Origin of the sequence: Skermanella sp. TT6 (genome assembly GCF_016653635.2) — a bacterium.
GTDB lineage: Bacteria > Pseudomonadota > Alphaproteobacteria > Azospirillales > Azospirillaceae > Skermanella > Skermanella cutis.
Genome location: NZ_CP067421.1, coordinates 432,774 through 447,548 on the forward strand (window position 1 = coordinate 432,774; position 14,775 = coordinate 447,548).

The following is a 14,775-nucleotide window of genomic DNA, read 5'->3' on the forward strand; positions in this document are numbered from 1 at the left end:
GCTGGAGAATGGGGCCTCCTTGGTTCTGTTGCAGCTTTTCGCGGGTCAGCGGATTGGATAGAAGGGCGTGCTTTGGGGCGAGGGAAGCGACCACGGCATGCGGAAGCGCAAGAACCCGTTCAAGGGTCGGCAGTTCACGTCGGAGGTGATCCTGTGGTCGGTGCGCTGGTACTTGCAGTTCCCGATTTCCTACCGCGATCTGGAACTGATGCTGCGGGATCGGGGCGTGTCCGTCGACCACACGACCCTCTACCGCTGGATCCAAGCCTACGCGCCGGAACTGGAGAGGCGGTTGCGGCCGCATCTGCGCCCGACGAACGGCTCGTGGCGGGTCGACGAGACCTATTTGAAGGTCAAGGGCCGCTGGGTCTACCTGTATCGGGCGGTCGACAGCCGCGGCCAGACCATCGACTTCCGGCTCAGCACCCGACGCGACGCCCAAGCAGCCAAGCGCTTCTTCAGAAAAGCCCTGGCCCGCCCGAACACGGTCAACCCACGCACCATCACGGTCGACAGGAACGCCGCCTATCCCAAGGCCGTGGCCGACATGAAGCGAGACAAGCAGCTCTGGCGCTTCGCCAGGCTGCGTCAGGTCAAGTATCTCAACAACATCGTGGAACAAGATCACCGGCGAGTAAAGCGGCTGGTTCGTCCCGGCCTGGGTTTCAGGAGATTTCGAACCGCGTGGCGCACCCTGGTTGGTTATGAAACTCTGGCGATGATGAGAAAAGGACAGGTGAAAGGGATTGGTGGGGACGACATCGTCGCCCAAGCCGCCTTCATGAACGCGCTGTTCAACGTTGCCGCCTGAGGATGATCTATACCTGCGACAGTTTCGTCTCCATCAAAATTTTGCAACAGAACCGGAGAGCCTGCTTCCACCAGCCTCTCGCGTTCACGTCGGCACCCTCCAGAACCCTGCCGGTAGCCGCCTCCAGGATGCCGTCCGGATTGATGAAGCCGATCCAGGCGTAATCGGGATAGGTATCCTGCAGTCGCTGAAGAACGCTGCGCCGGGAGTCGCGGGAAGCTTGCGGCGATCTGACAACCTCAAGACTCGCCACGACGAGAAGGTCGCGGTACCGCTCAAACATGCCCCGATCGAGTTTGTCGGCCACTTGTCCGGCATATTGGTGAAGTTGCGCACCAATCATGTGCTGGATGCGCTTGCCTGCTTCAGCCTGGAGCAGGGCCGCAGTCCCGACGGTGAAGGTCAACCCCACACCTCCAAGACATGCAGCAAGGACTATCCTCAGACTAAACCGCACGCGATGCTCCTTTCGGGATCAAACACCGAAAGTCACGATATCATACATCAGTTGATGAACGCATAACCTATTTGCCCTAGGATTGTTCCGGAAAGTGGCCGAGACCAGCTAGCGCTTGTTTCGCCTGTACGACTCAGGTCACATGTTTTATATGGCTAGGAATATGGGCGATCCGCTGCCGCACCAACATGTTACTATCTGCCTGGAGGCTAGTTATGCTTGTTAAGCCTCATGTCCTCCTGGTCGATGATGAAGTTCTCGCCATCATGGCTCTGGAGCAAGAACTTCTTCAAGGAGGTTTTCGCGTCACAACGGCGCTTAACGGGAAAAAAGCGCTTGAACATTGGCGTCATGATCATTTTGATGTTTTGGTGAAAGATCTTAGAATGCCTTTAATGAGTGGCAATGATTTGATCCAACAACTTCGCAGTGATTACCCGAAGCTACCTGTTGTGGTTATCAGCGGGTATATCACCGCAGAAATTTCAGGCGAATTGAATAAAATGTTTGGGCGCCCACTTGTCATCATGGCCAAACCGGTCCGACTTGAAGATATCATCCAAGCATTAAAAAAATTACTAACTGAAACAGGACAGTAAATCCATGTAATCACCGCACTTTGGTTCGTTTGCGCATGCCCATGCAGGGCACGGTCATGAGGCAGCCAAATCCAGGCGTTGTGAGTTCCGGCAGGGTCGGCGTGGATATTCGGTGCGCTTTTTCCTGAAGATCTAGACGTATGCGGTGCAGTTGGAAACGTCCTAGTGCGCTGACGCATAAAAAAGATTCAGAAAGCGACTTGCAAGATCGTGTTCAGACTGCATTCTTGCCGCTCTCGGTGCATCGCTTGTTTGCATCAGTGTACTAGCGCCAGTAGGTTCTCTATGCCCTGTTGAATAACGGTGGGTCTCGGACAGGCAGCGTACCTTCAGATTGTGCATTAGGCGTTTTGGCGCCTGCGATGCCGTACCAAACTCAGCCCAATGCCTCCGACGGCGATCAGTGCCAGCGTTCCCGGTTCCGGGACCTCCGCGACTGTGACCGGCGTGAGCAGGAAGGCATTCAATTGGCCGTTGGGATTGGCGCCGAAACCAGTGATCTGCCCGGCGTCGTTGATCCCTTCTCCACTCCAGAGGGTCCATCCCGACTCCGGAGGGATCAAATCGTTCAGGTCGAACAAGCCCGTGCCATCCCATAGGAAAGCCCGGTCGACGCTGCCCGCAGTAGTGCTTTGTCCCGTCACCTGGCCGCTGTTGTTGATGCCCCGGCCGGCGTTGAAGACCCCTTCGGCGAGGGCGCCTAGGTCCTGCATGCCGGTGGTTGGATCCCACAGGAACGCATTGAAGACGCCTACACCGGTGCCGCTGCCTCCCGTCACCTGGCCTCTATCGTTGATATCATCGCCGAAGCTGTTCGCCCGGCCAGTCGGTCCCGCGAGCGTGCCAAGATCCTGCATACCGGTCAGCGGGTCCCATAGGAACGCATGGTTGCCGAAGTTCTCAACGCTGCTGCTTCCCGTCACTTGGCCGCTGTCGTTGATGCCGGAGCCGACGCTGATTCCGGGAAACTCCTTGCTTAGGGCGCCGATGCTCCGTATGCCGGTTTCCGGGTCCCACACGAACGCATTGACGATGCTCGGGCCGAAGTTGCTGGCTCCTGTCACCTGGCCGCTGTTGTTGATGTCGGCACCATCGCTTATCTCATTCTCGCCGCCGCCGCCTGTACCGAGGTCCCGCATGCCGGTGGCACTGTCCCACAGGAACGCACGTTGGCTATCGTCTGCGTTGGTGCTGAACCCTGTGACTTGTCCGTTGTCGTTGATGCCAAAGGCCTGGCTGACGCCGCTGCTTCCGGCAAGTGACCCGAGGTCCCGCATGCCGGTCTCCGGGTCCCACAGGAACGCACGGGGGCCAGTAGGGGTCCCGCTGGTCCCTGTCACCTGGCCGTTATTGTTGATATCGAAACCGCCGCTGCCTCTACCGCCGGGGAGCGTGCCGAGATCGGTGATGGTGTAGTTTGGGACGGCGAGTGCCGGGACGGGAGCGAGAGCAATGGAGCCCAAAAAGAACAGGTAACCCAGGTGCATGACTAGGTGCATGAACTGCCTCCGTGCAGGTATATGGCCGATTTTTACGGTCTTTTTATGTGAAACTTAGAAAGTGCAGCTCAGTATGATGGAGGAAGCGCATGGCGGGGTGCGCGCCGTAGGGCACTATGCTTGAGGATAACACCGCAGCGGTCTCCGGTCCAAAATCGACCAATTGAAGATCTGACTACCTGTCCGACAACGGTGGGTTTTGAATAGTGCCGACAGAGCCCGTTAAAAAAGCCTCCGCAGCAAACACCGCGGAGGCTTTCGTTCAGCTAGGCTAATGGTCAGGCGGCCCGGACGGTTGCGATAAAGCTCGCGACTTCACCGCGCAGCTTCTCTGCCTCGCGTGCCAGGCCTTCGGAAGCGCCGAGCACCTGCGATGCGGCGGCTCCGGTCTCCCCGGCGGCCTGGGTCACCCCGGTGATGTTCACCGCCACCTCGTCGGTTCCCCGCGCGGCTTGGCTGACGTTGGAGGAGATGTCGCGCGTGGCGGCGCTCTGCTCCTCGATCGCGGCGGCGATGGTGGTGGTGATCTCGTTCATCTGGCCGATGATCCGGCCGATCCCGTCGATCGCCGCCTGCGCGCCGCCCGTCGCCCCCTGGATCTCGCCCACCTTCGACTTGATCTCCTCGGTCGCCCGTGCGGTCTGGGTCGCCAGCGACTTGACCTCCGACGCCACCACCGCGAAGCCCTTGCCCGCCTCCCCGGCCCGCGCCGCCTCGATGGTCGCGTTCAGCGCCAGCAGGTTGGTCTGCCCGGCGATCGTGTTGATCAGCTCGACCACCTGGCCGATCTGCTCGGCAGCCTGCACCAGCACCTTCATGGTCTCGTTGGTCCGCCCGGCCTCGGCCACCGCCTGGCCGGCGATCTGGCTGGAGCTGCTGATCTGCCGGCCGATCTCGGCGATGGAGGAGGACAGCTCCTCGGTCGCCGCCGCCACGGTCTGGACGTTCGCCGAGGCCTGTTCCGACGCGGCGGCCACGGCGGTCGCCTGCTGGCTGGTGGTGTCCGCGGTGTGGGTCATCACCGACGCGGTGCTCTGCATCTCGGTCGCGGCCGAGGCGACCGTCTCGACGATGCCTTTGACGCTGGCTTCGAAGCCGTCGGCCAGCTTCAGCATCGCGGCCTTGCGCTCCGCTGCCGCGCGGACCTCCGCCTCGCGGGCTTCCTGCTCCATCTCGCGGGTGCGGATCATGTTGTCCCTGAAGACCTGCACCGTGCCGGCCATCTGCCCGATCTCGTCCCGGCGCCCGACCGCCGGGATCGCCGCATCGGTGTCGCCGTCGGCGAGCCGCCGCATGGCCTCCGTCATGGAGATTACGGGGATAGCGATGCTGCGCCCGATCAGCCAGGCGAATGCCAGGCCCAACATGACGGCGGCGGCGCAGAGCACGACAGCGGTAGTCTTGGCAGCTTCCGCGTCACCGGTGGCCTCCGCCTCCACCTCGGCCTTCCTGCCTGCTGATATCGCGTGGATGTTGCCGGACTTCTCCCGGAGCGAAGCCATGGTCTCGGCCATGGAACCGTTGACCAGGCTTTCCATCTCCAAGGCCAGCGACGCCAGCTCCGCGAAACCCTGACTATAGCGTGCCAGCAGCACTCTCGCATCCTTCAGCCGTTCCCCCTGTCCAGGGGCGGTCAGATGCGTGGCCAACTTGCCGAGCTGAATATCGACGCCGTCAAGTTCCTTGGCAACGCGTTCAGCTTCCTCCTTCTTCTTCGAACCGAGGAAGCGGGCAGCGACAACCCGGGCCAGCAGGAAGTTCTCTCCCGCCTGGGCCGTCTCAGCAATCACCTCGGTATTGCCGCTGGCAATTTCCGCCAGGCGCATGTCGGTCAGCATCTTGCGCAGCTTGACGCCGACATCGTTCAGGATCTCACCTTCGAGTGCATTCCGGCGAGCACTCTTCTCGATCACACTCTTGAAAGAGGAAGCGTAAGCTGCCTTCAATTCCAAGATGTCGTCCGCGGCTTTGACATTCTCCGGATGCGTCATCAACCCCTTTGCCGCGAGGAGCGAGTTTTCGGCGTCGGCCCAGCTTGTGTTGAATTCGGCAACGTCGGCATCATCGCCGCTGGCGAGGAACCGCCGGACTGCCAGCCGCGCCTCGATGAAATCCGTCTCCGCGACCGAGATGCTGACAGCGATTCGGGACTGCGTGGTGTAGGCTCGCAGATTGTTCTGACCGTCCTGGGCCGAGAACCAGGACATTCCACCGAGCCCGGAAAGAAGGAGCAGCAGGGCACCGAAACCGGTATAGATCTTGGTGCGCGTTTTGAGGTTGCCGAAGAAGCTTGAGGAACTCTTCTCTCCTACCATGCTCTGTATGTTCATTTTATACCTTGCCGATCATGTTATACCGCATCCGGTCTGATCGCGATTAAAGCAAGAATATATTAAGCAAGTCTTCACAATATTCCGGCGGTGCTGTGAAGACTCCACAGATTACCTGCGGCGGCCTTGCCGGCTAAAGCATGCGTCGAACTGCCGATGGTGGAGAGCAAACAGGCACAGGAGGTCGGGGTCAAACATGTCCGGTGTCACCCGAGCATCGCCCTTGAGCAGGATTTCGACGGCATCCTCATGTGCCAGGGCGGCTTTGTAGGGCCGCTCGGCGCGCAGCGCGTCGTAGACATCGCACAGGCGGACCATGCGGCCGCTCAGCGGGATCTCCTTACCTTTAAGAGCATGAGGGTAACCGGTGCCATCATGATTTTCGTGGTGCGACAAGGCCATTTCGGCGGCGAGTGGGCAGAGGTGGCGCAGGCGTGCATAGCCGAAGCGGACATGCTCCTGCACGATCCTTCGCTCCGCCTCGTCCAGCGGACCACGTTTGAGCAGAATGTTGGCCGGTACCCAGAGCTTACCGATGTCATGGACCCTGGCCGCTTCCCGCCAGCGGATGGTTTTTGCCGTGTCGAAACCGGAAAGCCGGCACAGCGTCCCGACCAGATCACCGACCATGACGTTATAGGCTCCCACCTCATGGGCATCCTCTCCGAACAGGGTCAGAGCCTCGACAATCCCGAAGGATGAGACGGCAGCATCGTGGATCAGTGTGTCGGCCATAGGCTTAGAGTGCCTAACATAACCATCGTTCGACGAAGCGGAAGGTGATGAGGGCTGCGGCGAGGTGGTTGAAGGCGGCAAAGATATCGATCCGGCGTTCGTAGCGCACGGAGGTCCGCCGGAATTGGGCGAACCATGCCAAGGTGCGTTCGACCTTCCAGCGGTGCCGGCCCAGGCGCTCGGTGCTGTCGATGCCGCGCCGCGCGATCCGGGGAATGATGGCGCGTCCGCGCAACGCACGCCGGCAGCGCCGGAAATCATAGCCTTTGTACCGCTTTCAGCGTTAGCTAAAGCTCCCGCATGCAGCTTGGCGGGACGGCGGCGGGGCCGGCCGGCGCACTGGCGGATGGGCGGGATGGCATCGACGGTGGCCTCCAGCATCCGGCTGTCGTGGATGTTAGCGGCCGACAGGGTCACGGCCAGCGGGATGCCGTTGGCGTCGATGACGACGTGGCGCTTCGAGCCCGGCTTGCCGCGGTCGGTCGGGTTCGGCCCGGTCTCCCGGCCCCCCTTTTTGCCGGGACGCTGGCGCTGTCCAGCGCCGCCCGGCTCCAGTCGATCGCGTTGGCCTTGCCCAGCCGGTCCAGAAGAACGTGGTGCAACCTCTCCCAGACCCCTGAGGCCTGCCAGTCGCGCAGCCGCCGCCAACAGGTCATGCCCGAGCCGCAGCCCATCTCCTGCGGCAGCATCTCCCACGGAATGCCACTTCGCAACACGAACAGGATGCCGGTCAGCGCCGCCCGGTCATCGACCGGCGGCCGACCGCCTTTCGGACGGGGCGGACGGGACGGCAACAGCGGCGCCACGACCGCCCACAGCTCATCGCTGACAAGGGGTTTCGCCATGCCCGTCAGATAGGCGGCGTCAGCCTCTCATCAAGGTTTTGTTAGACGCTCTTAGTCATTTATCCGGGGCAAGTGCTAAGCTATTAAATTAGCTTTCATTTATTAATAATTTACGAAATCCCGACGATGAAGTGTTGTGAATGTCGAGCACTGATGAGGCTTTCACGCCTTCGAAAGCGGTAGGGTTTCGGGTAAATGAGGTGGCTCCGCTTGTCTGAACAGATTTTTCGGCGGATAAGTGGAGCACCTGCCGGGTTCAGGCTGCCGCGATCTGCGGAAGCGGGGTGAAGTAGGCCTGATCGGGTGTTTGCCGGTCAAAGGTGCGTATTCCGGCGAAAGCGCCCTGGCGTTTCGGTTCAAACCGCCCACCGTTTCGGTGATTTCGCCCACCCGCCCCATGGGACGGGTGGGTGGGCGGCATCGTGATCCATCGTTTTCATCTTATGCTGGTATCGTCGCTCGTGCCAGGGGTCACGATGGCGTTGCAGATCTGGCTGTTTTCTGGTCTGCCGCCCGTACCCGGCGCATGGACTCGCCCGTGAGCTCGATGCGCAATGCCCGGTGAACGACGCGGTCGAGGATCGCGTCGGCGTAAGTGGCATCGCCGATCGACCGGTGCCAGTTCGCCACGGGGATCTGGGTTGCCAGCACCGTGGCGGCACGGTCATGCCGGTCGTCGATCACTTCCATCAGGTCGAGCCGCTGAGCCGCAGTGAGCTCGGTCATGGCCCAGTCGTCGATGATCAGCACCTCCAGGCGGGCCAGGCGGCGCAGGACGCGGGCGAGCGAGCCGTCGAGCCGGGCGGTCGCCAGATCGTCGAGCAGGCGCGTCAGCCGGGTGTAGAAGACGCCGTAGCCTTCCCGGGCCGCCTGGTTGCCCAGCGCACAGGCCAGGAACGTCTTGCCGATGCCGGTCGGGCCGGTCACCAGCAGCGGCTGGTGCTCGCGAACCCAGCGACAACTCGCCAGATCGCGGATCAGCGTGCGATCGAGGCCGCGCGGCGTGCGCCAGTCGAGATCCTCCAGGCAGGCGGTCTGGCGCAGCCGGGCCCGCTTCAGCCGGCTGGCCAGGGCGGTGTTGGCGCGCTCCGCCGTCTCGCGCTCGACCAGCAGGGCAAGCTGGTCGTCGAAGCTGAGCTGGTTGCGCTCGGGCTGGCGCTCGAGGTCTTCCAGGCCGCGCGCCATGCCGTACAGCCGCAGCCGGCGCAGAGCCTCGTGGGTCGGATGCTTCATGCTCTCGGGTCTCCTTGTTCAGTTCCGGTAGTAAGAGGGGCCGCGCAGGTTGGCGTGCTCGCCCAAGCCGTCGGATGAGGCTGGCGGCGGACCGCCGCTGGTGAGCCAGCGCTGGACGTAGCGCCAGGATCGGACATTGGCTTCCAGGGCGGCCTGACAGGCTTGTTCCAGCCGGTCGGCGCCGTGGGCGCCGCCGAGCCGGAGCAGGCCGAGACCGGCACGCACCGCCTGCTCGCGATGTTCCGCCGCCGCCAGGATGCGCTCGAACAGCAGGGTCGCCGCCGAGCCGACCGCGGCGAACTCGGCCTGAAGGTGTTCCGGCGTGTAGCGGGCCACCGCGCGGTGGGAGGCCGGCTGGTGAGCTTCCAGCGTCGTCCGGCTGCCGGCCGAAGCCCGGGGATGGCAGGCGACGCGCCGCCCGCGCAGGAAGATGCTGATCAGGGCGGCGGTCGCGTGGACATCGACCGTCTTGCCGATCGCGGTGTAGGGCACCGAGTAGGCGGCGCCGTCGATCACGACATGGTAATCGGGCGCCAGCTTGTAGCGGCTCCAGGTTCCCGGAACGAAGCGGTCCGCCGGCAGCGGCCGCAGATGGGCACGCTCCCGCTCGGCCAGGATCCGCGCCCGGCAGCTGTCCTTGTCGCCGCTCAGCGGTGCTGCGTTCAGCATGGCCAGGTGCTCCCGGATCGCGGCGTTGGCGGCGTCGAGGCTGACGAAGACGGTGTCGCGGATCGGCGCCAGCACGCGCCGTTCGACCTGCAGCACCGCATTCTCGACCGCTGCCTTGTCCCTCGGCTGACGCACCCGCGTCGGGACGACGGCGATCCGGTAGTGCTGGGCAAGGTCGTGGTAGCCGGGGTTGAGGGTGGGATCGTAGAACGAGGCGTGGCTGACGCCGACCTTGAGGTTGTCGGGCACCAGGCGGGCCGGAGCACCGCCCAGGTGCTCCAGCAGCCGGACGTGGGAGGCCAGCCAGTCCTCCGACCGCTGCGTCCAGGTCGCTTCGGCGTAGATGTAGCCGGAGTACGGCAGGCAGGCGACGAAGATCTGCGCCGGGCGGGCATCGGCGCCGACCCCGATCATCAGGGTCATGCCGGCGTAATCGACTTCCAGCGCGTCGCCCGGCAGATGGTCGCGCCGCATCCGGGGAACTGCCCGGGCGGCCTGCCAGTCCCGGAAGCGCTGGACGAACTGGGTGTAGCGGTAGCCGTCGGGATGGCAAACCAGATACTCCTGCCAGAGCAGTTGGAGCGTCACGCCCCGCCGGCCCAGGTCCCGCTCCACCGCTGCCCAGTCCGGCAGGGGACGTGGCTGCGCCGGCGGTGGCGGGAACAGACGCCGCTCCAGCTCCTCGTCGCTCCACTCCTTCACGTCGCCAAAGCGCAGGTCCGCGCTCTCGAGGCGGCGCAGGTAATCGCGCACCGTCGTGCGCGGCATCCGGCATGCCGCCGCGATCCGGCGCACGCTCGCCCCGAACTCATCGCGCAGCCGCAAGACTTCCCTGATGCGTCGCATGTCCGATCTCCCTCGCGGCATCCCACCCTCCCTGCCCATTGTCGCAAGGACCCCAGTGTAGATGCCGATACAGGATCAGACGCCGCCCATCTCTACTCCCACGTGTGGGCGAAATCGCCGAAACGGCAGGGCGGTTTGAACCGAAACAGGGGGGCGCTTTCCCCCGAAATCAGAGGGCGGATTCAGCCGAAATATGCATCAAGGCTGGAATGTGGCCTGCGGGAGTTGTAAAAGCCGAAGTAACTGGCGAGCGATTTCCGCGCCTCGGCCACGGTATTGTAGGCTTTCAGGTAAACCTCCTCGTACTTGACGGAGCGCCAGAGCCGCTCCACGAACACGTTGTCGCGCCATGCGCCCTTGCCGTCCATGCTGATGGCGATGGCGTTGTCGGTCAGCAGGCCGGTGAACGCAGCGCTGGTAAACTGGCTGCCCTGATCGGTGTTGAAGATCTCCGGCTTGCCGTAGCGGGCCAAGGCTTCCTCGACCGCCTCGACGCAGAACCCAGCCTCCATCGTGATCGACAGCCGCCAGGACAGAACCCGCCGGCTGAACCAGTCGATGACGGCAGCGAGATAGGCGAAGCCGCGTGCCATGGGAATGTAGGTAATGTCCATGGCCCAGACCTGGTTGGGACGCGTGACCGGCAGATTTCGCAGCAGATATGGGTAGATTTTGTGCCCCGGCGCCGGCTTCGAGGTGTTGGGCTTGCGGTAAATAGCCTGGATCCTCATCCGCTTCATCAGCGTGGCGACATGACGGCGGCCGGTTTGGAAACCTTCGGCAGTCAACAGGTCACGCAGCATGCGGCTGCCCGCGAAGGGGAAGTCCAGATGCAGTTCGTCCATCCGGAGCATCAGCGCGAGGTCGGCGGCCGAGGCCGGCCGAGGCAGGTAATAGACGCTGCCCCGGCTGACGTTGAGCATCCTGGCCTGTCTGGTGATCGGCAGATCATGCGAGCGGTCGATCATCGCTTTGCGCTCAGCAAACCCGCTTTGCCGAGCGCGCCGGCCAAAAAATCGTTCTCCAGCGTCAGCGCTCCGATCTTGGCATGCAGCACCGTCAGATCCACCGCCGGCCCCTGACTGTCGCCGCGATCGTCCGATCCAAATACCCCGGCTGCCCCGTCGAGAAGCTGCGCCTTCCACTGCGTGATCTGGTTGGGATGAATGTCGAACTGCTGCGCCAACTCGGACAGCGTCTTCTCGCCCTTGACGGCGGCCAAGGCCACCTTCGCCTTGAAGGCCGGTGTGTGGTTCCGACGTGGTCGTCTTGTCATTGCTTCTCCTGTCCGGCACGCATACTGGCCGCTTTCAGGCAGAAACTCCACTAATCCCGATGTTCAGATTTCCTGAGCCAGCTCTAACACGAGCTCGGCTTCACACAGTTTTAAGTCACCGTAAAGCATAATCCCTCAGGTTTCGCACATTTCTGATGGGCATGATGCATCCTGTGCTGATCCGCAGGCATGGGAAGTCTCTCATGAGTCTGGGCAAGATCGTCTGGACGGTGTCCTTCGTGCTGGTGCTGTGCAGCATGCCGATGTTGATCCCCGACCTGATCGGGATCCAGCGCTCGGTCGAGGTCTCCAGTGGTGCGGGGGACCGGTACGATGGCGAACTCTCCGCCGATCTGCTGCGCTTCCAGGTGGCTGTCCGTGACCTTGAGCCGGGCAGTCAGCCGGAGGTGATCGAGGAGGTGATCGAGGAGGTGGTGCTTCGGCTCGACAACGTGTTCACCCGGCTCAACGCCTTCCCGGAGCCGGACAGCGCCGGCTGGTACACCTGGGCTGCCGGGCGCGAGGCCGGTGCGGCGGAAGTCCGGCGGGTCCTCGACCAGATCGACCGTGACCTGCCACTGCTCCGGACCGATCCGGCCGCTTTCCGGGCAGTGGCAGACCGCAGGGCCGAGGAGGCGGTGGCCATCCACTGGCGAATGCAGCTTGCCATGGGAGAGCAGCAGAACACGCTCGTCGGACGGCTACAGCACCAGGTCAGCGTCTTCCAGATGAAGCTGCTGGGCTACGGCGCCGGCTTCATCGTGCTGGTGGGGGCGCTGGCATGGCTGATGCGCAGCCACATGCGCTCCGAGAAGGAGCTCCAGGCAACCAACCGGCAGCTCCGGGACCTGAGCGAGAGCCTCGTCGTCGCACGTGACGCGGCCGTGCGGTCCAACGCGGCCAAGTCCAACTTCCTGGCCAATGTCAGCCACGAGCTGCGCACGCCGCTGAACGCCATCCTGGGGTTTTCGGAAGCGCTGGCGAGCGGCATCTTCGGCCGTCTGCCCGGCCGCCAGGCGGAGTATGTCGGCGACATCCACCTTTCCGGTCAGCGCCTGCTGGCGCTGATCAACGACATCCTCGACCTGGCCAAGCTCGACGCCGGCAAGCTGGAGCTCCGGGAAGAAGTGGTCGCCCTGGACAAGCTGGCGGCCGAGGCGATCCGGGGGCTGCGGGAAACCTCCAGCGCCGCCGGCGTCACGGTCGATCTCACGTCGGTCGCCGGCGGCGTGATGGTATTGGGCGACCCGCTGCGGCTCCGGCAGGTCCTGGACAACCTGCTCTCCAACGCGGTCAAGTTCACGCCCACGGGTGGGCGGATCGAGGTGGCGGTGGAGCGGCTTGCCGACGGCCACACAGTGGTCATCGTCACCGACACCGGCATCGGCATTCCGGCCGGGGACTTGGCGCGCGTCTTCCTGCCGTTCGAGCAGTCCGACAGCCGGCGGGCGCGTCCGGCCCAGGGGACCGGGTTGGGACTGCCGCTGGTGCGCCAGCTGGTGGAGAGCCATGGCGGTACGGTCGGGATGTCGAGCGAGCCCGGTGTCGGCACCGAGGTGACGGTCGAGCTGCCGCCCGAACGCGCGCTCCCGGCAGAGGGTAACCCACGATCGATCATAAAGGGGAATTCCGCCGCGAAGGGTTGTCCTCGCAACACGGCATGATACAGGTTCAGAGGTGACGAAGGGCTACTGGGCGGATTCAAGCGGTCGTCGCAACAGCCGCTGTCTGCTTCGCTTTATGGATGGCTCTGAGGAATTCGTCCAGGGCCTCGGCAGGCGTTTTCCAGCCAAGAGTTTTGCGCGGCCTGGTGTTGAGGGCGAGCGCGACGGCTGCCAGGGTGTCTGCATCATGCATGCTGAGGTCGGTGCCTTTGGGAAAGTACTGACGCAGCAGCCCGTTGGTGTTCTCGTTCGTGCCGCGCTGCCAGGGGCTATGAGGGTCACAGAAGTAGACCTGGATCCCGGTGGCGATCCGCAGATGGGCGTGTTGTGCCATTTCCGCGCCCTGATCCCAGGTCAGCGACTGCCGCAGATGCTCGGGCAAGGTGGTGATCGTGCGCGTGATGGCGTCGCGGACCGCTTCGGCGCCATGGCCGGCGAGCGCCGGCCCGTTCTTGACACGCGGCCCACTGGCGTGACCCGGCATCGGAGGCAGGTGGAGCAGCAGCGTGAACCGCGTCATGCGCTCCACCAGGGTGCCGATTGCCGACCCTCCCAAGCCGATGATGAGGTCGCCTTCCCAATGCCCCGGCACCGCCCGGTCAGCCACCGCCGCCGGGCGCTGGCTGATCATGATCTCCGGGGCGATGAAGGTCTTGCCCCGTCTGCGGGTGCGGGCCCTCGGAACGCGCAGAGCCCGGCCGCTCCTCAGGCAGGCGGTCAGGTCGCGGCGCAAGGCTCCCCGGCCATGAATGAACAGCGCCTGGTAAATGGCCTCATGGCTGATGCGCATCGTCTGGTCCTCGGGAAAGTCAAGCCGCAGGCGGCGAGCAATCTGTTCCGGGCTCCACGCCCTGGCCCACCGCCGGTCCTGCCGGGGTCCGTGACGGCGGCCCTTCCACGTCACGGCCGGCCCGTGAACCGCCGTTCCGTCCGGAGTGACGACCGTGCCGGCCAGACGATCCTGCACGTACTGCCGCAGCGCCGGGGTGACCGCCAGCTTGGCCGGCTTTGGACGGCGCGCTGAGCGGTCACGTGTCAATCGGCTTCGAATAACCAGCCAGCATCGGCGTCCAATATCCAACCATTCTTTTGGTTGTAGAACCTCTTGTCCAGGGAGTCCACCGGAGGGACCCGCGCGCTGCGGAGTGCCCGTCATGACCGACGTAGCGGCGCGTGTGGGAGGGAACCTGTGGGCCCCCCGGACAAGGCACGGGCGGAAGGAAGGTCAGGAGCGGTTCTTGAACCGCCAGCTTTCGTTCCCGGTCTCCAGGATGTCGCAGTGGTGCGTCAGCCGGTCGAGCAGGGCAGCCGTCATCTTGGTGTCGCCCCCGAAGACGGACGGCCACTCGGCGAAGCTCAGGTTCGTCGTGATGAACACCGACGTCCGGGAATAGAGCTTGCTACATCGACCAACACACTGCGTCAGGAGATTCCACTCAGATCGAATGGATCCGGGTGAGTGCACCGCACCATCCCTGGCTTGGACGGGTTGTTCGTGTAGTGCGGCGGTTGCGACGTGACGACGGAGTGGATCTGGTCGTTGAAGGGGAGGGATGGTCAACGGCAGATGATGCCGCTGGGATGGACCGAAGCCGCCCGTGTCGAGGAACCCATCATGCCGGTCCTGCGCTTGACGCCCGGAAGCCTGCGCGCCCTGGTTCGGTTGGTCAAAGCCTGCCGCACGTCCCTGCCTGCGGAGGCTCGCCATGCCAACCCCGATCCCGATGTTGTGGAACATTCTGCCGCCGGAGGCCCAGAGCCCCATGGTTGCGCTGTGGAGCGATCTGCTTCGGCGCCGGCTGACGGGCCGG

The 14,775-nt window shown here is 63.7% G+C and carries 10 protein-coding genes and 3 pseudogenes; 3 read left to right on the top strand and 10 right to left on the bottom strand.

The window, feature by feature from the left end; genetic code table 11:
• The first annotated feature begins 97 nt into the window (after positions 1–97).
• Positions 98–811, top strand: coding sequence for an IS6 family transposase (locus tag IGS68_RS29810; RefSeq protein WP_201081775.1), 714 nt, complete (start codon positions 98–100; stop codon positions 809–811).
• A gap of 7 nt (positions 812–818) precedes the next feature.
• Here IGS68_RS29810 and IGS68_RS29815 read toward each other — a convergent pair whose 3' ends face one another.
• Positions 819–1,217, bottom strand: coding sequence for a PDC sensor domain-containing protein (locus IGS68_RS29815; RefSeq protein ID WP_201081777.1), 399 nt, complete (start codon positions 1,215–1,217; stop codon positions 819–821).
• A gap of 266 nt (positions 1,218–1,483) precedes the next feature.
• Between IGS68_RS29815 and IGS68_RS29820 the strand changes: the two genes are divergently transcribed.
• Complete coding sequence (locus tag IGS68_RS29820) at positions 1,484–1,867, top strand: response regulator (RefSeq protein WP_201081779.1); 384 nt, start codon at positions 1,484–1,486, stop codon at positions 1,865–1,867.
• 341 nt (positions 1,868–2,208) lie between these two features.
• On the opposite strand, the gene IGS68_RS29825 is transcribed toward IGS68_RS29820, so the two are convergent.
• The 7 genes and pseudogenes from IGS68_RS29825 to IGS68_RS29855 form a co-directional block, all read right to left on the bottom strand.
• Positions 2,209–3,366 carry a PEP-CTERM sorting domain-containing protein gene (locus IGS68_RS29825; RefSeq protein ID WP_201081781.1) on the bottom strand — a complete coding sequence of 386 codons (1,158 nt, stop codon included), beginning with the start codon at positions 3,364–3,366 and terminating at the stop codon, positions 2,209–2,211.
• Between the two features lie 278 nt (positions 3,367–3,644).
• Positions 3,645–5,696, bottom strand: coding sequence for a methyl-accepting chemotaxis protein (locus IGS68_RS29830; protein WP_371821923.1), 2,052 nt, complete (start codon positions 5,694–5,696; stop codon positions 3,645–3,647).
• 111 nt (positions 5,697–5,807) lie between these two features.
• On the bottom strand, positions 5,808–6,431 hold the full coding sequence (locus IGS68_RS29835; protein WP_201081785.1) for an HD-GYP domain-containing protein: 624 nt from the start codon (positions 6,429–6,431) through the stop codon (positions 5,808–5,810).
• A 13-nt stretch (positions 6,432–6,444) separates the two neighbouring features.
• Positions 6,445–7,276: pseudogene (locus IGS68_RS29840) on the bottom strand (IS5 family transposase).
• A 471-nt stretch (positions 7,277–7,747) separates the two neighbouring features.
• Entirely contained in the window at positions 7,748–8,509 is a 762-nt protein-coding gene (gene istB, locus IGS68_RS29845; RefSeq protein WP_201072657.1) for an IS21-like element helper ATPase IstB, read from the bottom strand.
• An 18-nt stretch (positions 8,510–8,527) separates the two neighbouring features.
• Positions 8,528–10,045 carry an IS21 family transposase gene (gene istA, locus IGS68_RS29850; protein ID WP_201072655.1) on the bottom strand — a complete coding sequence of 506 codons (1,518 nt, stop codon included), beginning with the start codon at positions 10,043–10,045 and terminating at the stop codon, positions 8,528–8,530.
• Between the two features lie 161 nt (positions 10,046–10,206).
• Positions 10,207–11,300, bottom strand: a protein-coding gene (locus tag IGS68_RS29855; protein WP_201081787.1) for an IS3 family transposase whose coding sequence is annotated in 2 segments (ribosomal slippage) — positions 10,207–11,033 and positions 11,033–11,300 — 1,095 coding nt in all. Because the reading frame shifts where the segments join, the coding sequence is not laid out codon by codon here.
• A 203-nt stretch (positions 11,301–11,503) separates the two neighbouring features.
• On the opposite strand from IGS68_RS29855, the gene IGS68_RS29860 reads away from it, so the two are divergent.
• Positions 11,504–12,964 (top strand): sensor histidine kinase, encoded by a 1,461-nt coding sequence (locus IGS68_RS29860; protein ID WP_201081788.1) that lies wholly within the window; start codon positions 11,504–11,506, stop codon positions 12,962–12,964.
• Positions 12,965–13,001: 37 nt separating this feature from the next.
• On the opposite strand, the pseudogene IGS68_RS29865 reads toward IGS68_RS29860, so the two are convergent.
• Together IGS68_RS29865 and IGS68_RS29870 are read right to left on the bottom strand one after the other, a co-directional pair.
• Positions 13,002–13,994, bottom strand: a pseudogene (locus IGS68_RS29865) (IS30 family transposase); the annotation flags it as partial.
• 195 nt (positions 13,995–14,189) lie between these two features.
• Positions 14,190–14,366 (bottom strand): annotated as a pseudogene (locus IGS68_RS29870) (ATP-binding protein); the annotation flags it as partial.
• Positions 14,367–14,775 lie beyond the last annotated feature (409 nt).